Source organism: Sphingopyxis sp. USTB-05 (assembly GCF_023822045.1).
Taxonomy (GTDB): Bacteria; Pseudomonadota; Alphaproteobacteria; order Sphingomonadales; family Sphingomonadaceae; genus Sphingopyxis.
The window spans coordinates 2,561,397-2,578,489 of sequence record NZ_CP084712.1; the positions used below are offsets into that span (position 1 = coordinate 2,561,397).

The window sequence follows — 17,093 nt, forward strand, 5'->3', positions numbered from 1 at the left end:
GCGCTGCGCTAGCCTTCACTTAACGTTTACGTAAAGGGAGGGTTTGCCATGGCGTCCCGTGATCTCGACATTGTCGTCTACGGCGCAACCGGCTTCACCGGCCGCCTCGTCGCCGAATATCTCGCGCACCATTATAAGGACCGCAAGGATGCGCCGAAATGGGCGATGGCGGGGCGCAGCCTCGACAAGCTTGCCGAAGTGCGCGACCTGATCGGCGCCAGCGAAGAAACGCCGCTGATCGTCGCCGACGCGAGCGATCCGGCGAGCCTCGACAAGATGGCCGAAAGCACGAAGGTCGTGCTGACGACCGTGGGCCCGTACCAGCTTTACGGCAATGAACTTGTCGCCGCCTGCGTCCGCGCCGGCACCGCCTATGCCGATCTTTGCGGCGAACCCGGCTGGATGCGCGACATGATCGACGCGCACGAAGGAGCGGCCAAGGCATCGGGCGCGCGCATTACGTTTAGCTGCGGTTTCGACTCGATCCCCTTCGACCTCGGCGTCGCCTTCCTGCAGGCAGAGGCGGTGAAGCGCCACGGCAAGCCCGCGCCGCGCGTCAAGGGTCGCGTGCGCAAGATGGCGGGCGGCGCGTCGGGCGGCACGATCGCGAGCCTGACCGAAACGCTGAAGGCTATCGCGAAGAAACCTTCGCTTGCGCTGCTGCTCAAGTCCTCCTTTGCGCTGACGCCGGGCTTTGAGGGGCCTTCGCAGCCCACGGGTCTGATCCCCGAATATGACGGCGCAACGGGCACCTGGACCGCGCCGTTCGTGATGGCACCCATCAATACCAAGAATGTCCACCGCACCAACTTCCTGCTCGGCCATCCGTGGGGCGAGGATTTGGTGTATGACGAGATGGTGATGACGACGATCGGCGACGCGGGGAAAGCGATGGCCGAAGCGATGGCGAAGGCAAACCCGTTCGACCCGAGCATCAAGCCCGGCGAAGGGCCAAGCAAGGAAGAGCGCGAGAACGGCTTTTACGACATCCTCTTCATCGGCGAATATCCCGACGGCACCACAGTCCGCGCGTCGGTTCAGGGCGACCGCGACCCCGGCTATGGTTCGACGTCGAAGATGCTGGCCGAAACGGGCATCGCCCTGCTCGCGAACAAGGGCAAAGGCGGCGTCTGGACGCCCGGCGCGCTGCTGGGCGACGCGCTGATCGAGCGGCTGACCGCGAACGCCGGATTGACGTTCCAGATCGAGGACTAAAAATAAGATGACGACCTCTCCCAGCGCGCTCGACGCGCTGCTCTCCACGCTGCGCACCGAAGAGGGCGTGGCCAAGGCACATATCGACGAAGGCTGGATGCAGGGCCGCACCGCCTATGGCGGCATCAGTTCGGCGGTGGCGCTTGCGGGGACGATGGCGCTTCACCCGACCGAGACCCCGCTGCGCTATGCGCAGATCAGCTTCGTGGGTCCCGTCGGCGGCGATTGCACCATCGAAACGCGCGTGCTGCGCCAGTCGAAATCGAGCCTGTTCATCGACGCCGGCGTGTCGAGCGATCAGGGTTTCGGTACCGCCGCGGTCTTCGCCTTTTCGGGCGACCGTAACAGCCATCTCGACCACGACCGGTTGGCGATTCCAGATGCCCCCGATCCCGAAACACTGGCACCGGTGCCCGAGCATCATGCGCGACCGCCCTTCACGCGCCATTTCGACATGCGGCCGACCACTGGCCCGCGTTTCGGTTGGAAAAGTGACGTTGGCGAATATCTGACGTGGGTCCGCTTCGTCGAGGAACCGGCGTGCCACCCCGCGGTCGCGCTGCTGGCGATGGGTGACGCGCTGCCCCCCGCCGCAATGGCTCTATTCAGCCAGTTCGGGCCGATCAGCTCGATGAACTGGACGGTCAATATGCTCACCGGCACGCCGGCAACCGACGACGGCTGGTGGCTGCTTTCGGCGAAGACCGGCTATGCGCGCCACGGCCTGTCGGTACAGGACATGATGCTGTGGAACCGCGCCGGCGAGCCAGTGCTGAGCGGTAGCCAGGCGATCGCGATTTACGCCTGATATTGGGCGAAAGCTTGCCTTTATACTTCTTCGTCACCCCGGACTTGATCCGGGGTCCCGCTTGATGTCCAAGTCAGCCGATGTCTTCAAAAAGCGGGATTCCGGATCAAGTCCGGGATGACGGAAGTGGAGTGACGGAACATCCGCTTCCCCAACCCGCAGCGGATCTACGCTTGAACCGGCAGGTCGATGATCGCGTCGAGACCGCGGCCCACCCGGTTGCGGAGCGTCAGTCCGCCGCCCTCGCCTTCCGCGATATCGCGCGCGATCGAAAGGCCGAGCCCGGCGCCGCCGGTCGCGCGGTTGCGTGACTGTTCGCCGCGCGCGAAAGGTTCGACCAATGTCCGGATCTGTTCCTCGGTGAGGCCGGGGCCGTCGTCGGAGATGACGATCTGCGCGCGGCCGGTCTGGTTGCGCACCGAAAGCCGCGCGCGGATGCCATAGGCAACGGCATTGTCGGTCAGGTTGCGCAGCGCGCGCTTGAGCAGCATCGGCCGCGCCAGAACATTGGCGTCGGCGATGTCGTCCATCGCGACATCCTTGCCGCGTTCCTGGTAATCGGCCACCAGTTCGCCGACGAGTTCACGCAAGGGTATGCGTTCCTGCGCTTCGGTGCCCGCACCCGATCGCGCGAGCGCCAATATGTCGCTCAGCATAGCGGTCATTTCCTCGATGCTCGCGATCATCTTGTCGCGCAGCGCATCGTCGTCGACCTGTTCAACACGCACGCGCAAACTGGCAAGCGGCGTGCGCAAATCGTGGCCGACGGCACCGAGCATCCTGTCCTTGTCCGACAGCATCGTCGTGATCCGGCCGCGATAGGCGTTAAACGCGCCGATCAGGTCGCGGACGTCCGATGGCCCCTCTTCTTCGAGGGGCTCGGCATCGCGCAGCGCCGGGTTGGCCCGCGCCGCGCGCGTCAGGTCGCGCAGCGGGCGGGCGGCCCGCCAGGCGATAAACATGATCGGGACGAGCAGCAGCAGATAAAGCGATAACGTCTGCCAGACGAGGAAGCCCTGCAACCGGTTCCCGCCCGCAGCAATACGCGAGCGGACGGCGAAATAGCGGCCATCGACCTTTGCGACGACAATGACGGCACGATCGGGAAATTCGGGTCGCCGAAGCCGCTGGCGTTCGCGCGGCGGAAGCGCCCAAGCGTCCACCGATTCAACCTGAATATTCGTCTCGTCCAAAAGCCCGCTGACATATTTTGCAAGGTCGGGCAGCCGGACCGCACCGACAGGCACCGGCGGAGCTGTATCCGAAATTACGAGTTTTTGTGCGCGCTCGCGCGCTTCCGCATCATTCTGCGGGCGCCTGAAATCGCCGCGTCTGTCACGCTCGATCGCGTCGATCACGCGCGCGACCGCCATGCCACCGCCATGCGCCAGCGCCTGTTGCTTCATCCCGCGCGACAACAGGACGAAATTGATCGCCTGCGCGACGAACAGCATCACCGCGACGGCAAAGACAAGCTGGCCGATCAGGCTTTTGGGCCACAGGCGCAATTTCATGTCGTGGGCCCCATGCGCTTCACTTCGCACGCGAGCGTATAGCCCCCGCCCCACACTGTCTTGACGAGCTGGGGATGCGCAGGGTCGACCTCGATCTTTTTGCGCAGGCGGCTGACGAGATTGTCGATCGCGCGGTCGAAGATATCGGCCTCGCGCCCGCGCACCATGTCGAGCAGCCGGTCGCGGCTCATCACCTGTCGCGGATGGCGCACCAGCGCGTGAAGCAGATGATATTCGCCCGACGACAGCGCAACCTCATTGCCTTCGCCGTCGACCAGCACGCGCTCGACTTCGCGCAGCACCCAGTCGCCAAAGGCATAATAGGTACCGCCAGGATCGAGCGCACGGCCACCCTGCTGCGTGCGGCGCAGCACGGTGCGGATGCGGGCGACAAGTTCGCGCGGGTTGAAGGGTTTGACGACATAGTCGTCGGCGCCGATCTCCAGCCCGATAATACGCTCGGTATCCTCGGCGCGCGCCGTGAGCAGGATGACGGGAATGCTGCTCGTCTCGCGCAAATGGCGCGTCAGCGACAGGCCGTCTTCGCCCGGCATCATGATATCGCTGACGACCAGATCGATGCCTTGCGCACGCAGTACCGAGCGCGCCTCGGCGGCGCTCGCCGCGTCGGTCACGGCAAAGCCCTGCGCGGTCAGATATTCGCCCAGCGGTTCGCGGATCGAAGGCTCGTCGTCGATCAGCAGGATGCGGGGCGTGTCGCTGTCGGTCATCGGGTTTCCGTTAAAAAGATGCCAGTTCGAGAGATGCTAGTTCGCCCACCGGCCGCGGGGACCGATGGGCGATAGCTGGCAGGGACCGGCAACAAAGGCAATGCCGGGAGGGGAGGAAGGCCTGCGTCTTGCCGCGCAGCCCCTGCCAAATGGCTTATGGGTTGACGGGAGCAGCCGGAGCCGCGCCGCCGCGCTTGGCACGCCATGCACCGCGCTGGGCCTTGCGTTCCTCGGGCGTGACCTGACCGTCCTTGTTCGCATCGGCCGCGTCGAAGCGCGCGAGCGCCGCGGTCTGGAACTCGGCCTGGCTGATCGCCTTGTCGCCGTCGCTATCCGCCTTGCCCATCATCATGCCGTGGTGGCCGCCGCGTTTGCCATGATGGCCGCGCATACCACCGCGCTTGCCCTCGCCGCCCTCGGCGCGCTTGTCGCCGCGCTCGGCGCGTTTTGCCGCACGGTCGGCGCCATGCTGGTCCCACTCGGCCTTGCTGATGCTGCCGTTGCCGTCGGCATCGAGGCTGGCGAAACGCTTCGCCTGCATTTCGGCATGCCGTGCGGCGCGGTCGGCGGCGTCAAGCTTGCCGTCTTTGTTGACGTCCATCTTGGCGAACATCTCCGCTGCCCGGGTTTGCACATCGGCCCGGGTTTGGACGGCATCGCGGTCACCGTCGCCGGGCGCCGCAAGAACGGGCACGGCGACCAGCGCGGCACCCAGCGTCAAAAGAGAGAATTTCTTGATCACGTAACGAACTCCTTCGAGGGAGCGCCAAGGAGAGGTCGGCGTCCCGATGAAAGCGTTCTAGGCACGATTTGTCCCAGCCTGTTGCCGGATAGGCGAAAAATTGTCGCAAATTGTCGCAGAAACGATGCTCGGTTCATTTCGCAGCAAGCGGCGCAGGCAACAAATAGGTCAGGCCCTTGGTAAAACCCCGCGGCGCCACCGATACATGGTCCTCATCATTCAGTACGTCAGCCCGGATCTGCAGTCCCGGATAGCCGCGCCGTTTCAGCGTTGCGACCAGCGCCTCGCTATCGCCGACCATATCCATCGTCTTGTTGAAGCGGGGATCGCCTTCTCGAACCGCCTCATATTCGCCGGTATAGATATAGACCTTCGCCGCAAGGTCGCGATGCGCCACCGCATAGGCCGTCTCGGCCGCAAACATGTGCCGTTTGTCGTACCATAGCGAGGGGCTTCCGAGGATGTAGCCGTCGAACATCGCGGGATCGGTGAACAATATCTGCGTCCCGAGCAAGGCGCCGTAGGAATGGCCGAGGAACAGCTTTTGCCGGGGATCCGTCCGATAGCGACCGGCGATGAAGGGAAGGACATGATCGCGCAAATAGCGCTGATAGGCGCCGCCTCCGCCATGCACCGTATCGGCGGGAGCGTCGCTCGGCCCGCGGGCAGTCGGTGTATAGTCGCGCCGCCGACTTTGAACCGGATCGTCGCCCTTGGCATAGGACAGGCCGACGAGGATGAAATCCTGCACTTTCGGCCCTTCGACGTTCAACCGCCGCGCAATCTGCCGCACCACCGGAAAGGCATAGTCGGCGTCGGTGACATAGAGCACCGGATAGATGCGCTGAGGTTCCTTGGCGTAAGAAGGCGGCACGCTGACAAAGACCTGATAGTCGCGGCCCGATGCCGGATCGGGCACGTCCCAAACCTCGCTGCCCAGCAGGGCGTAGGGCTTTCCATGCCCTTCCTGAGCGGCCTGCGCCGCGATTGCCGAACCATTGTCATGTCCCGGCGCCGCGCCGCTACATCCCAAAAGCAGCGCCACGCCAAAGGCGCCCGCTGCTCGATATCCCTTTGCCATTGTTTCCGAATCCCCCCCGTCTGTCCCTTGGCCGTGCCAATCCGCAATCGCATAACGGCTGGCAATGGAGCGGTGCGGACGACCGGCCCAGCCGTTCATACGCCGGGGCGGAGCGATGGAGAGCAGCGAGAAGAGAACCCGGCGCATTTTAGAAGCGCGGCGTCCGCGCCGCCTGTCCGGCCCGGAAACAGGTAAGCCCCGTCGCATTTCTGCGGCGGGGCTCCCTAGACTTCGTCCGAAGACAGAAGTCAAATTCTACTCTTTCTTTCGATCAAGCAGATAGATGAAACGCGGCAGGTCCCGGAAGGTTCCCGCCGCGCCGATATTTTTTAGGTTATCTTACGCGCGGCAGCCGACCCAAGGATCAGGAACAGCACGACGAGAGCCAGGCCGACGAAAAACAGGATTTTCGCAATGCCGGCGGCCGCGCCAGCAACGCCGCCAAAGCCGAGCACCGCGGCAAGCAGCGCGATCACGGCGAAAATCAAAGCCCATTTGAACATCTGACGTCTCCTTGCATTTGCGCACGACACCAGCTTCGAAAGCGCGTCACTTTCGAGGGGGAAACGGCCGGTCGCCGCGCCGCAAATCTCCGATTGTTGATACGAAGGCATAACGACGCCAGCGCATGAAAGTTCCTGTGTCCCGGCAGATAGCCCCTTGCCTATCCTGCCGACCACGCGTTTATGCGCGCATCGATCTGGGGAGGTTTCATGCGCATTTCATCGCTCAACCGGGTGCTCGCCGCTGCAGCACTGACGCTTTGCATTCCGGCTTTGGCCGGTGCCCAGCAAGGCGACGCGGCGCCGACGCAAGGTGTGGCATATCTGAACAAACAAATGACCGCGCTCGCCGAGCGGAACGGCGCCGATGGCTGGCGCGTCACACCAAGCGGGCTGCGCTGGCGCCGCATCGCGGGCGACGGCAGCGGCGCGCGCCCCGGCCCGACCGATCAAGTCACCGTCCATTATGTCGGCACATTCGCCGATGGCCGCGAATTCGACAGTTCGGTGCGCCGCGGCGAGCCGACGACCTTTCCGCTGAACCGCGTAATCGACGGCTGGCAGGAAGGCGTCGCGCTGATGGGAGTCGGCGACAAGGTGGAACTCGCGATCCCGTGGCAGCTCGCTTATGGCCCCGTCGGCAAGGGGCCGATCCCGGGCGGCGCCACCCTGCTGTTCACGGTCGAATTGCTCGGCATCGAGCCTGCCCGCTGACATCGGCGGGAGACCGGCGGAGCGCGACGGGACCTGACCGGAATTTTCCGGTCGCGCCCGTCATTGTGACTTGGATGTCGACATGAACACTTCGCCGGTGGCCGGGTCCACCGAAAGTTTCGGCGAGCTTTTGCAGGGGTAGGACGCGTTCATCGCGATCAGAAACAGCATGTGCGTGGACACTTGCCGGATTTGCGGATGCTCGCGAAGATATTTGTGGAACACGTCCCTGTTCTGTTCATAGGTCGCGCCCGGCGGCAGGCAATAGACCGCCTGTTCGGCGGACTTGTCTGCGTTCATCACAGGCGCATCGGCCATGCCCATGAAATATCCGATGCAGGCGCTATAGTCCTTCGCGCTTGCTACACACTGATTATAATAGGAATTCCCGCCCGCGAGGCTTTCGCGCGGTTGAAAGGCCGCGCCGTCGGCCGGAGTCAGCGCCGCCAGCAGCGCCAGAGCAACCAATTGCTTCATTCGCCCTCCCCGGGTCTGTCCTGTGGCATATTCTATACCCTAAGTACCCGACGGCCTAATGATATGCGACAGGCTGCATCGAGCGGGATATCGCCTGAACGCGAACGCCGGACGAAGGCGCAGGGCCGACTATATGAGATTTCGGAAGTTGGAGCGGGTAGCGGGAAACCCAAGTCTAAGGCCATGATTTGAAATGGAAAAAAATTATCCATTCCTGATCAAATTCAGGCCCCCGTTGCAGCCCCTCTCCCAATTTTTGACTTGGGTTCGACCCTGAAACAGGGAATCTGATATCTCTTAAACACCACCGAGTTCTTCTGGGCAAGGCCTCAAGCGACATGCCGCAACGATACGTTGTTCGCTTGTCAGCGTTCCAGCTAAGCGATGGCACCAAGCGTTCAAGTTTACGTCAGCCTAACTCATGGCTCCAAATGGGCGGAGTCGGAAGCTCGGGAATGCCATCCAGCGCCACTATCATATTCTCGCCGATCTCTACGATCGTAGCGAGATCGCAAACTAACTGGCCATGCAAGAGCATCGGCCGAGCTTGCTCACCAAATGAATGCATGAAGTAAGGGGTAAACGTCCCGACGCGATCGAGGGCGTCCATTAATTTGTCTGCCAGATTCCAGTCGCGCGCAATTACCGCATCGGTCCATGCGCTCGATATCCGATTGAACTCGACTTGATCGTCCGGCGCGAGGCTCTGGGGAGGTATGTAGAGCGGTATGCGATGAGCTAGCGCGTCTCGGTAATTCTCTATGTAGGCGAACCAATCGGAACATTGGTCAAGATAATCGCGCATGGGGATGGGAAGAGTTCGGCGCACACGTTTGTGTCGTGATCGAAGGCCAATCTCATTTCGATTTATAGGCTCTCCGCTAGGCGCTGTAACGGGCAACTCCGCGCACCAGATATGTGCCAAATTATCGATCGCTCCGCATACGTTCAACATGAACGCCTGCAGAAAAGCTGCCGCGTCGAGCAGGTCGTCCCTTTCCGGCCGCACCGTCTCAGGTGCAAGGCCATCGAAAATCCGATCCGCCGAATGCTTTATCATGTTGAGGCGCCGGCACAGACCATGAATGGCGAACTCTCGTCCCTTACTCGCCATCGCGCGAAAGCCGTGGGCGGTCATTTCGTTGCTGGCGTAGCCCATACGTCGGAGAGCAGAATTAAGGGTGTTATCCGACATCGGCCGCTTCCTCGATCGCAAGGAAGGAAAGAGATAGCTCCACGGCTCGGTAAGCGAACGGATTTGCCTTATCAGCGCGACCGACTGTCGTGACAGCGGCACATGATGCGGCTTGCGCATCTTGGTCTTTTCGGCGGGAATGGTCCAGACGCAGGCTTCAAGGTCGAATTCCTCCCACTGAGCACTCCGCAACTCCCCAGGACGGACGAAAACGTAGGGAGCTAGCTTCAGTGCCCAATCGGTCATTCCTTGACTGTAATAGGTGTCAATAGCGCGAAGCAGTGCTCCGACCTGAGTTGAATCCGTGATGGCGCCATAGTGCGTGACCGTGGGGTTTATGAGGGCTCCACGCAGATCGCGCGTTGGGTCCGATTGCAGGCGAGCGGTCGAGACGGCGTAGCGGAAAACGGCGCCTGCAAGTTGCAATGTACGGCGCGCGCTTTCCAGTTTCCCTTTCGCCTCGATTTTTCTGACCGCGGCCAACACATCGATCGGCGCGATCTCGTGGATGGGCATCTTTCCGATAGAGTTATCGAGCAGGGATAGCAGATACTCGCACCGCTTAGCTGTTGCCGGCGCCCAAGCCTTGTCACCATCGCGGCGGCGCTTGTGGCAGTACTCGTTTGAAATGGCGGTAAACGTATTTTCGCCCAGAACCTTTGCACGAAGCCTATCCCGTCGCTTCTCATAAGCTGGGTCGATGCCCTTTGAGAGAAGGTCCCGAGCTTCGTCCCGCTGCTGACGTGCGTCGCGGAGCGATACCCGTGGGTATTCTCCAAAGCTCAGTTTCTTCTCACGCCCATCGAATCGGTATTTCATCTTCCAGTGTTTGCCGCCGGACGGCAGAACCTGAATGTACAGCCCTTGCATGTCCGCCATTTTGTATGATTTGTCGCGAGGCTTCGCATGGCGAACGGCGGTGTCTGTCAGCGGCATGTCCAATCCTTCCATTCAAGGCCCCAAAAGAGCATGGCCAAGAGGTCGAATCGGCTCAGCGAGGCCCCCAATTTTGAGAACTGCCCTGAGACGGGATGAAACGCCGCGAGCCGATAAATGGCAGAATACGGCCATTTTTTCGACTTTGTAAAGCTGTTGGGACGTCCTGAAACAGGTCTCTGGAGCGGGTAGCGGGAATCGAACCCGCCTAGCTAGCTTGGAAGGCTAGAGCATTACCACTATGCTATACCCGCATCTCCAAGGTCGGCGGCGATTGCCATTTTGACCGCCCGCAGTCAAGCGCATCATTGAGAACATCTTGGCAACATGCTAAAGATGCGCCGTGCAGGACGGCGAAGACCATGACACCGACGATGCCGCGGAGGCCCCGGTCCGCAAGATCATCCATGTCGACATGGATGCTTTCTACGCATCGGTCGAACAGCGTGACGATCCCGCGTTGCGTGGCAAACCGGTTGCAGTAGGCGGATCGTCGCGACGCGGCGTCGTCGCGGCCGCAAGTTACGAAGCGCGCAAGTTCGGCGTTCGCTCGGCGATGCCGAGCATCACCGCCAAGCGTCAATGCCCTGACCTGATTTTCGTCCCGCCGCGTTTCGAAGTGTATCGCGACATTTCGCATCAGATCCGCGCCATTTTCCGCGACTATGCCGACGAGGTCGAACCGCTGTCGCTTGACGAGGCCTATCTGGACGTCAGCGCCGACAAGGCTGACCTCGGTAGCGCGACCGCGGCGGCGAAGCTGATCCGCCAACGCATCCGCGCCGAAACCGGCCTCACCGCCTCCGCCGGCGTCTCGTACAATAAATTCATCGCCAAACTCGCGTCGGACCAGAACAAGCCCGATGGCCTGACCGTCATTCCGCCGGGCCGCGGCGCGGCCTTTGTCCAGACATTGTCGATCCGCCGTTTTCACGGCATCGGGCCGGTCACCGCGGCCAAAATGGAAGGGCTTGGCATCTTCTCGGGCGCAGACCTTGCGGCGAAAGACCCGATGTGGCTCGCCGAGAATTTCGGCAACAGCGCCGAATGGCTCTGGAATCTCGCGCGCGGGATCGACCATCGCCGCGTCAAGTCGAACCGGCCGCTGAAGTCGTTGGGCGGCGAGCGCACCTTTTTCAACGACCTGATTACCGACACCGAAATCCGCGAGGCGCTCGCGCATGTCTGTACCGTCGTGTGGGACCGCGTGGCGAAGAAGGGCGCGCGCGGTCGCACCGTGACGCTCAAGCTGCGCTACGCCGATTTCAGGACGATCACGCGCGCCAAATCGGTCGCCATGCCCATCCTCGACGGCAGTTCGCTGCTTGCTGCGGGTGAAGCCATCCTCGCGCCATTACTCCCGACCGAACAGGGCATCCGCCTGCTGGGCGTGACCCTGAGCAAATTCGAGGGCGAAGAGGATGATGGGGAAGTCGTGGCCGCCCCCGCCGACCTGCTCAGCCTTATCTAGCTACCAGGGCAGGCGTGAAACGCCGCATTGCTGCCTGCATCTTGGGCGACAGCGAAGCGAAGTTGCAGCGTATCAGCGTCTCGTCCATCACCTGGATACCCTCGGGCCCCGGAGCGCCGGTGCGCAGCATCATGCGGTCGGGCGACAACGACTTCACATGGAAATAGCCCACGCTCTCGGTCGGTCCCAATTGCATATGGGTAAAGCCGTTTTTCAGAGCGGTGGTGCGCCCGATCGCCTCCAACTCGGCGACCGGCCCCATGCTGGCTTTCGGTCCATAATAATAGACCGCGCCCCAGCGCTTGCCGTCATAGGCATAGCCGTTGGTCACCGACGCGCATTTGTCGGTCGCGCTGATCCAGAAGCCCCTGTCGATCGGCATCGCAATCGTCTGCGCCGCCGCCGGCACGCTGCACGCCATTGCGGCGAGCGCCAAAAACCATCTACGCATCGATACCCCACCTCCGCTGACAGTGACGTCATGGTGGCGGAATTAGGCGATCCGATCAACCCGCGTCGGCGAACACGCGTTCCTTGGTCGCCGTGAAGCGGATCGACGGATTGCGTTGGGTCACATAGCCGACTTCCCACGCGTCCTTCGCCATGAACACCGGCGCGCCGTCGCGGTCGGTCGCCGCGGCACCGCGATTGTCGGCCTGGAACGCCTTCAGCGCCGTCGCATCCTCGCTCGCAATCCAGCGCGCGGTATCCCACGGCGACTGCTCAAGCTTCGCCTCGACCTTATATTCGGCCTCTAGCCGGCTGATCAGTACGTCCAATTGAAGCTGCCCGACGACGCCGACGATCATGTTCGATCCGATCTCGGGATAGAAGACCTGGATGATCCCCTCCTCGGCCATGTCGTCGAGCGCTTTGCGAAGCTGCTTTGTCTTCGTGGGGTCGACCAGCGCGACGCGGCGCAGGATTTCGGGCGCGAAATTCGGCAGACCGGTGATCGTGATGTCGCTGCGTTCGGAAAGCGTGTCGCCGACGCGCAGCGTGCCATGGTTCGGAATGCCGATGATGTCGCCCGGGAACGCCTCTTCGGCCATTTCGCGGTCCTGCGCGAGAAAGAGCATCGGGCGGCTGATCGCGATCGCCTTGCCCGTCCCGCCCTGCATCAGCCGCATACCGCGTTCGAACTTGCCCGAGCAGAGGCGCATGAAGGCAATGCGGTCGCGGTGCGCCGGGTTCATATTCGCCTGTACCTTGAATACAAAGCCGGTGACGGCATCGTCGTCGGGCTGTACCGGCGCGGGCTCGGCGGGCTGCGGCTGCGGCCCCGGCGCATGGTTCGCCAGCCCCGCGAGCAGGTCGACGACGCCGAATTCCTTGAGCGCCGAGCCGAAGAACACCGGCGTCAGATCGCCGTTACGATAGGCGGCCGCATCGAACGGCGCGTAGCAGGCCGACGCCAGCTCGGTCTCTTCCCTGAGCAATGCCATCGCATCGGCGCTGAGCTTCGCCGCAAGGCGCGGATCGTCGAGGCCCTCGACCGCGATCCGATCGCCCTCATACATACGCGAAGCTTCGCCGCCCGGCACCATCAGCGCAGGATCGACGAGGTCGTAAATCCCCTCAAACTGTCCGCCCATGCCTACGGGCCAGTTCATCGGGCAGACGTCGAGCGCCAGCCGGTCGGCAACCTCGTCGAGCAGTTCGAACGGCGTCTGGCCTTCGCGGTCGACCTTGTTGATGAAGGTAATGATCGGGACGGAGCGCAGGCGGCACACCTCGAACAGCTTGAGCGTTTGCGGTTCGATACCCTTGGCGGCGTCGATCACCATCACCGCGCTATCGACGGCGGTCAGCGTGCGGTAGGTATCCTCACTGAAATCCTCGTGCCCCGGCGTGTCGAGCAGGTTGAAGATCAGCCCGGCATGTTCGAAGGTCATCACCGACGAGGTCACCGAAATCCCGCGCTGCTGTTCGATCTTCATCCAGTCGGAACGTGCGCGCCGCGCAGCACCGCGCGCCTTGACCTCGCCCGCGATATGGATCGCGCCGCCCGCGACGAGCAATTTCTCGGTCAGCGTCGTCTTGCCCGCGTCGGGGTGCGAGATGATGGCGAAGGTACGGCGGTCTGGGTGCGGAGCTATCATGGCGCGGGCGCCTAGCAGGTGGGGCGAGATGTGGAAAGGGGCTGGCGTCGTCGCCCCAGCGGCCGCATGATCGACCTCATGCGCAACCTGCTCCTCGCCGCCGCCCTGATCGCTGCTCCTGCTGCGGCGCAGGATTCTCCCTTTGTCGGCGAATATCGCCTTGCGGAAGGGCCCGACGTCGGCGGCGGGCTGCTGATCCGCAACGACGGCCGCTTCCAATATATGCTCGCTGCGGGCGCCCTCGACGAGCAGGCCGAGGGCCGCTGGGAAATGCGCGGCGACACGATCTGCCTCACCACCGATCCGAAGCCGGTGCCTCCCGCGATGGAGAAAGGCGCGTTGATCGAGGTCGAGGGCGCTGTCCCCACGCTGCTCGTCACCTGGCCCAACGGCAAGGGGGTCGCAGGGGTCGATTTCATCATCGGCTTCGACAGCGGCGATCCTATGGAAGACTATACCCAGACCTATGGCTGGACGATGCCCGAGGACGACAAGCGGGTGCCGCGCTGGATCAAAGTTCGCGAGCCCATCTATGGCGTCACCGCGCCACGCTATGAATTGACCGAGACCGACGGCGGCAAGCTGCGCGTTACCATCGTCCCCAACGATATGGGCGTCGTGAATTTCGAGGGTGCGTGCGCGGAGAAGAGCGAAGGCGGACTGACGCTGCACCGCGCCGAGGGCGATATGCGGTTTCGGCGGCTGGGCGCCCCTTAAAGCCGCAAAAGCCCCGCATGCGCGCCCCGAATTTATGTCCTTTGTGGCTTTAAGCCGACAAAAGATACGCATGCACACGCCAAAACTGTCTCCTTTGTCGCGTTAGGCGAACGAATGGATATCGACGAGATCAAAAATCCAGGCCCGAGGCTGGCACAGAGGAATAATGTAGGAAAACCGCATTTTGCGGGTGAAGGGAGGCCGTTTTGGGGTGGTGAGCTGACGTTGCCCTCTTTGGACATCGCCCGGCTGGATCCAGATCGGGTCGGCGCAAGGGCCGCGCAATATTCCAAAGTTCAGGAAAGTTCAGCCCTATGAGCGCCCCGATTTGCCCGTCGCGGCGTGTTGGATGTGCGCCGCACGTCCGATCATGGTCGTACCCGCAAGCCGGGCAGCGACCACCTTTTTGTTCACCGAGTGAAAGAGCCGGATGAAGGCTGGCACGGCCGAATAATGTAGGAAAGACCTAATTGAAGGCGGTGTTTGTTTTATATTGGGGAGCGGACACCCCGTCCCCCACTTCCGTCATCCCGGGCTTGACCCGCGATCCCGCTTTTTGGTGCATTCACTGGCTTCGGCCTCAAGCGGGACCCCGGATCAAGTCCGGGGTGACGAGGATGGCAGGGTCCGCAATCGGTCGAAACCAGCCAGGACCCAGCCGCGGGCCGGATGACGCGCCCCCCCACCAATCGAAACCCGCCGCCCAAAAACAGAGAGGCGCAGCCTTTCGGCCACGCCCCTCCCCCCGTTTTCTTGAAACTTATATCAGCGCGAGGCGAGCCTCATCGCGCCGGCTTTTGCCGCCCACTGGATCGCCTCGCCGCCGCCCATGGCGCGGACGAAGCAGGTCTGACCCTGCGCCTTCAACTGGTTGCAAAGGCTCGTCGCATCGGCGCGCGTCGCAAGCCCGTTCACCGTCAGGCGATAGAAATTGCGGCCGTTCACCGTCGCGGCGTGGCTCGATGCCGGGAAATTCGCGAGAACGCCGTTGCGCTTTTTCAGCGTGCCCCATTTTTCCCGCGCGATGCCGAGGCTGTCATAGGCGCCAAGTTGTACTGCCCAGCCGGTCGGCTTCTTCGCATCGAAGCCCATCGCCTTCGGGATCAGCACCGTCGCCAGTTCGATCGCCTGTTTCTGTGCCGGGCGAATCCGTCCTTCGTCCTGGGCGTGCGGCGCGGCGCGGTACGGCGCGGCGTCCGCCATGATCACTTCGCCCGCCGGCTTCGGCTGCGGCAATTCGGTCACCGGCACGACGCCATCGGCATTGCGCTCGGGCATCGGCAGTTCGACGCTGCGGATCGCGCTGCTCGCATCGGCCAGAACCGGCGGCGGCGGCGCATAGTCCGCGACCGGCGCCGGATCGGCGCTGGCGAGTTGCACCGCGGGCCCCGCCGCGGCCATCTGCGTGTCGCCGAAATTGCTCAGCGCGAGGCGGACCGGCATGCCCGCATCCTCCCGCGCAGTGGTGCCCATCAGGCTAGCGATGCGAACCTGCGCATTCGGCTGTTCGGCCAGCTTCGACCATTCCGCCATCCGCCCTTCGAGCTTTGCGAGCGACAGATCCTGCGACGCGATCATGCGCGCTTGCGCCCAGCGGCCCGACAATGCGAGCGCCAGCGCAAAATTCTGCCGCGTCCGCGCATCGGCATCCTTTTCGCGCGACGCTTCGTTCAGCACGTAAAGCGAGCCTTCGGCATCGCCGGCAAGCGCGAGCGCGAGCCCGAGATCCGACGCCGGCACGGTGTCGCGATGCTGGGTCAGCAGAGCGACCGCCTGTTGATTCTTGTTCTGTGCGATCTGCGCCAGCGCGAGCGAGAGGACCGTATTGCTGTCGGTCGCGCCGAGTTCCATCGCCTCGGTCAGCGCCGCGGTCGCCGATGCGAACCGGCCATTACCCAGATAGGCCTGACCCAGCAGCGCGCGATAGCCCGCGTCACGCGGGCTGCCCGCCACCGCCGCTTCGGCGAGGCTGACGGCCTTGCTCGGCTTGCCGGCTTCAAGCGCGACGCGCGCCTGATCGGCCGACTTCGCGGCCACGATGGGCGTCCCGGCGGCGCGCGAAGGCGCGTCGGCCATCTTGCCCATGCCGCTGCACCCCGTGGCCACGCCAAGGACGAAACCGGAAACGGCCAGATTCTTCAGCATCTTGCGGTTCATGACAGATCCCCCAAAAGTCTTCAGCGTTGTCCGCGCACCGGACGCGCGGCGGGCAAACGGCTCGCCATCGCGTCGATTTCGGGCAGCGACGACAGATATTCGTCCAGCAGGTCGGTCAGGATCACCTGCGACGACCGGTTCGTCACCGCGCTTGCCAGGCGCAGGCGCAGGTGTCGCTCGGCGTCGAGGCGCAGCGTGAACGCCGCCTTTTCCCGGGCCCGCAATGCGCGCGGTGCCTTTTCCTTCTTCGGAGCCGGCGCGGGACGCGCTTCGACCTTGCGCGCCACCGCGGCGACGCGCTCGATCAGCGATTCCTGCTGGCGGACGACTTCCGGAACTTCGGGTGCTTCGGCCTCGAACGGCTCGGCGTCGAAGCTGCCCGCCATCCCGGCAAGCTGGCCGGTCAAATCGCCGGTAAACTCGGGCGCCAGAACATGGCCAGCGCTGTCGTCGACCGCATGTTCGGCTTCGACATTATGCGCAAGCACCGATCCGGTGAGCAGCGGCTTCAGGTCGACAAGGCGCGCGGGTTCGGCCGACTGGTCGGGGTCGACATCATATCCCATGTCGTTCCAGCCAAGGTCGTCATAGCCCATGCTGTTCAGCGGTGCGGGGCCGCTGCCGAGCGGCTGGCGGCGCATGGCGGGACGCGCTCCGCCCTTGCGGGCCAGAAGTCCGGCGCTCAGCGATGCGAGGGGTTTGGGTTCGCCCATGGTTTCCGTGCTCCCCG

Annotated in this window: 17 protein-coding genes and 1 tRNA gene; 6 read left to right on the plus strand and 12 right to left on the minus strand. The window is 63.2% G+C overall.

The window, feature by feature from the left end; translation table 11 throughout:
* Nucleotides 1-48: 48 nt before the first annotated feature.
* Nucleotides 49-1,215: a trans-acting enoyl reductase family protein gene (locus KEC45_RS11840; protein ID WP_062179116.1), complete on the plus strand. Its 1,167-nt coding sequence runs from the start codon at nucleotides 49-51 to the stop codon at nucleotides 1,213-1,215.
* Between the two features lie 7 nt (nucleotides 1,216-1,222).
* Nucleotides 1,223-2,023, plus strand: a complete 801-nt coding sequence (locus KEC45_RS11845) for an acyl-CoA thioesterase II (protein WP_062179112.1) — start codon at nucleotides 1,223-1,225, stop codon at nucleotides 2,021-2,023.
* Nucleotides 2,024-2,190: 167 nt separating this feature from the next.
* Here the strand turns inward: KEC45_RS11845 and KEC45_RS11850 are convergent, their stop codons facing one another.
* The 5 genes from KEC45_RS11850 to KEC45_RS11870 all read right to left on the minus strand — a co-directional run bounded on the left by KEC45_RS11850 (nucleotide 2,191) and on the right by KEC45_RS11870 (nucleotide 6,594).
* Nucleotides 2,191-3,537, minus strand: a complete 1,347-nt coding sequence (locus KEC45_RS11850) for a HAMP domain-containing sensor histidine kinase (protein ID WP_062179109.1) — start codon at nucleotides 3,535-3,537, stop codon at nucleotides 2,191-2,193.
* Entirely contained in the window at nucleotides 3,534-4,268 is a 735-nt protein-coding gene (locus KEC45_RS11855; RefSeq protein WP_062179106.1) for a response regulator, read from the minus strand. Before KEC45_RS11855 ends, KEC45_RS11850 begins: the two co-directional genes overlap by 4 nt.
* A gap of 154 nt (nucleotides 4,269-4,422) precedes the next feature.
* On the minus strand, nucleotides 4,423-5,010 hold the full coding sequence (locus tag KEC45_RS11860; protein ID WP_062179102.1) for an EF-hand domain-containing protein: 588 nt from the start codon (nucleotides 5,008-5,010) through the stop codon (nucleotides 4,423-4,425).
* Nucleotides 5,011-5,143: 133 nt separating this feature from the next.
* Nucleotides 5,144-6,091, minus strand: coding sequence for an alpha/beta hydrolase (locus KEC45_RS11865; RefSeq protein WP_083435708.1), 948 nt, complete (start codon nucleotides 6,089-6,091; stop codon nucleotides 5,144-5,146).
* 329 nt (nucleotides 6,092-6,420) lie between these two features.
* The gene (locus KEC45_RS11870; protein ID WP_083435707.1) at nucleotides 6,421-6,594 is read right to left on the minus strand and encodes a DUF1328 domain-containing protein; all 174 of its coding nucleotides are present in this window, start codon (nucleotides 6,592-6,594) and stop codon (nucleotides 6,421-6,423) included.
* Nucleotides 6,595-6,804: 210 nt separating this feature from the next.
* Between KEC45_RS11870 and KEC45_RS11875 the strand changes: the two genes are divergently transcribed.
* Nucleotides 6,805-7,308, plus strand: a complete 504-nt coding sequence (locus KEC45_RS11875) for an FKBP-type peptidyl-prolyl cis-trans isomerase (protein WP_062183702.1) — start codon at nucleotides 6,805-6,807, stop codon at nucleotides 7,306-7,308.
* A gap of 60 nt (nucleotides 7,309-7,368) precedes the next feature.
* Here the strand turns inward: KEC45_RS11875 and KEC45_RS11880 are convergent, their stop codons facing one another.
* From KEC45_RS11880 to KEC45_RS11890, 3 genes are all read right to left on the minus strand, one after another.
* Complete coding sequence (locus tag KEC45_RS11880) at nucleotides 7,369-7,785, minus strand: Rap1a/Tai family immunity protein (protein WP_062179098.1); 417 nt, start codon at nucleotides 7,783-7,785, stop codon at nucleotides 7,369-7,371.
* Between the two features lie 409 nt (nucleotides 7,786-8,194).
* Nucleotides 8,195-9,916, minus strand: coding sequence for an integrase arm-type DNA-binding domain-containing protein (locus tag KEC45_RS11885; protein WP_252171075.1), 1,722 nt, complete (start codon nucleotides 9,914-9,916; stop codon nucleotides 8,195-8,197).
* Nucleotides 9,917-10,096: 180 nt separating this feature from the next.
* Nucleotides 10,097-10,170: transfer RNA gene (locus KEC45_RS11890), tRNA-Gly, on the minus strand.
* Nucleotides 10,171-10,331: 161 nt separating this feature from the next.
* Between KEC45_RS11890 and dinB the strand changes: the two genes are divergently transcribed.
* Complete coding sequence (gene dinB / locus KEC45_RS11895) at nucleotides 10,332-11,387, plus strand: DNA polymerase IV (protein ID WP_238586719.1); 1,056 nt, start codon at nucleotides 10,332-10,334, stop codon at nucleotides 11,385-11,387.
* On the opposite strand, the gene KEC45_RS11900 is transcribed toward dinB, so the two are convergent.
* Together KEC45_RS11900 and KEC45_RS11905 are read right to left on the minus strand one after the other, a co-directional pair.
* The gene (locus tag KEC45_RS11900) at nucleotides 11,380-11,838 is read right to left on the minus strand and encodes a hypothetical protein (protein WP_152682312.1); all 459 of its coding nucleotides are present in this window, start codon (nucleotides 11,836-11,838) and stop codon (nucleotides 11,380-11,382) included. The genes dinB and KEC45_RS11900 overlap by 8 nt on opposite strands.
* A gap of 55 nt (nucleotides 11,839-11,893) precedes the next feature.
* The gene (locus tag KEC45_RS11905) at nucleotides 11,894-13,489 is read right to left on the minus strand and encodes a peptide chain release factor 3 (RefSeq protein WP_062179088.1); all 1,596 of its coding nucleotides are present in this window, start codon (nucleotides 13,487-13,489) and stop codon (nucleotides 11,894-11,896) included.
* Between the two features lie 66 nt (nucleotides 13,490-13,555).
* Here KEC45_RS11905 and KEC45_RS11910 point away from each other — a divergent pair, with 66 nt between their 5' ends.
* Nucleotides 13,556-14,206, plus strand: a complete 651-nt coding sequence (locus tag KEC45_RS11910) for a hypothetical protein (protein ID WP_062179085.1) — start codon at nucleotides 13,556-13,558, stop codon at nucleotides 14,204-14,206.
* A gap of 114 nt (nucleotides 14,207-14,320) precedes the next feature.
* The gene (locus tag KEC45_RS11915; RefSeq protein WP_152682311.1) at nucleotides 14,321-14,524 is read left to right on the plus strand and encodes a hypothetical protein; all 204 of its coding nucleotides are present in this window, start codon (nucleotides 14,321-14,323) and stop codon (nucleotides 14,522-14,524) included.
* Nucleotides 14,525-14,971: 447 nt separating this feature from the next.
* On the opposite strand, the gene KEC45_RS11920 is transcribed toward KEC45_RS11915, so the two are convergent.
* Nucleotides 14,972-16,363, minus strand: a complete 1,392-nt coding sequence (locus KEC45_RS11920) for an SPOR domain-containing protein (RefSeq protein ID WP_062179081.1) — start codon at nucleotides 16,361-16,363, stop codon at nucleotides 14,972-14,974.
* Between the two features lie 20 nt (nucleotides 16,364-16,383).
* Nucleotides 16,384-17,076 carry a hypothetical protein gene (locus KEC45_RS11925; RefSeq protein ID WP_062179078.1) on the minus strand — a complete coding sequence of 231 codons (693 nt, stop codon included), beginning with the start codon at nucleotides 17,074-17,076 and terminating at the stop codon, nucleotides 16,384-16,386.
* Nucleotides 17,077-17,093 lie beyond the last annotated feature (17 nt).

What these genes read in the sequence shown, in the direction of transcription:
- KEC45_RS11840 (WP_062179116.1), top strand. Translation starts at nt 49, where the DNA reads ATGGCGTCCCGTGATCTCGACATTGTCGTCTACGGCGCAACCGGCTTC.
- KEC45_RS11845 (WP_062179112.1), top strand. Translation starts at nt 1,223, where the DNA reads ATGACGACCTCTCCCAGCGCGCTCGACGCGCTGCTCTCCACGCTGCGC.
- KEC45_RS11850 (WP_062179109.1), bottom strand. Translation starts at nt 3,537, where the DNA reads ATGAAATTGCGCCTGTGGCCCAAAAGCCTGATCGGCCAGCTTGTCTTT.
- KEC45_RS11855 (WP_062179106.1), bottom strand. Translation starts at nt 4,268, where the DNA reads ATGACCGACAGCGACACGCCCCGCATCCTGCTGATCGACGACGAGCCT.
- KEC45_RS11865 (WP_083435708.1), bottom strand. Translation starts at nt 6,091, where the DNA reads ATGGCAAAGGGATATCGAGCAGCGGGCGCCTTTGGCGTGGCGCTGCTT.
- KEC45_RS11870 (WP_083435707.1), bottom strand. Translation starts at nt 6,594, where the DNA reads ATGTTCAAATGGGCTTTGATTTTCGCCGTGATCGCGCTGCTTGCCGCG.
- KEC45_RS11875 (WP_062183702.1), top strand. Translation starts at nt 6,805, where the DNA reads ATGCGCATTTCATCGCTCAACCGGGTGCTCGCCGCTGCAGCACTGACG.
- KEC45_RS11880 (WP_062179098.1), bottom strand. Translation starts at nt 7,785, where the DNA reads ATGAAGCAATTGGTTGCTCTGGCGCTGCTGGCGGCGCTGACTCCGGCC.
- KEC45_RS11885 (WP_252171075.1), bottom strand. Translation starts at nt 9,916, where the DNA reads ATGCCGCTGACAGACACCGCCGTTCGCCATGCGAAGCCTCGCGACAAA.
- dinB (WP_238586719.1), top strand. Translation starts at nt 10,332, where the DNA reads ATGGATGCTTTCTACGCATCGGTCGAACAGCGTGACGATCCCGCGTTG.
- KEC45_RS11900 (WP_152682312.1), bottom strand. Translation starts at nt 11,838, where the DNA reads ATGCGTAGATGGTTTTTGGCGCTCGCCGCAATGGCGTGCAGCGTGCCG.
- KEC45_RS11905 (WP_062179088.1), bottom strand. Translation starts at nt 13,489, where the DNA reads ATGATAGCTCCGCACCCAGACCGCCGTACCTTCGCCATCATCTCGCAC.
- KEC45_RS11910 (WP_062179085.1), top strand. Translation starts at nt 13,556, where the DNA reads ATGATCGACCTCATGCGCAACCTGCTCCTCGCCGCCGCCCTGATCGCT.
- KEC45_RS11915 (WP_152682311.1), top strand. Translation starts at nt 14,321, where the DNA reads ATGGATATCGACGAGATCAAAAATCCAGGCCCGAGGCTGGCACAGAGG.
- KEC45_RS11920 (WP_062179081.1), bottom strand. Translation starts at nt 16,363, where the DNA reads ATGAACCGCAAGATGCTGAAGAATCTGGCCGTTTCCGGTTTCGTCCTT.
- KEC45_RS11925 (WP_062179078.1), bottom strand. Translation starts at nt 17,076, where the DNA reads ATGGGCGAACCCAAACCCCTCGCATCGCTGAGCGCCGGACTTCTGGCC.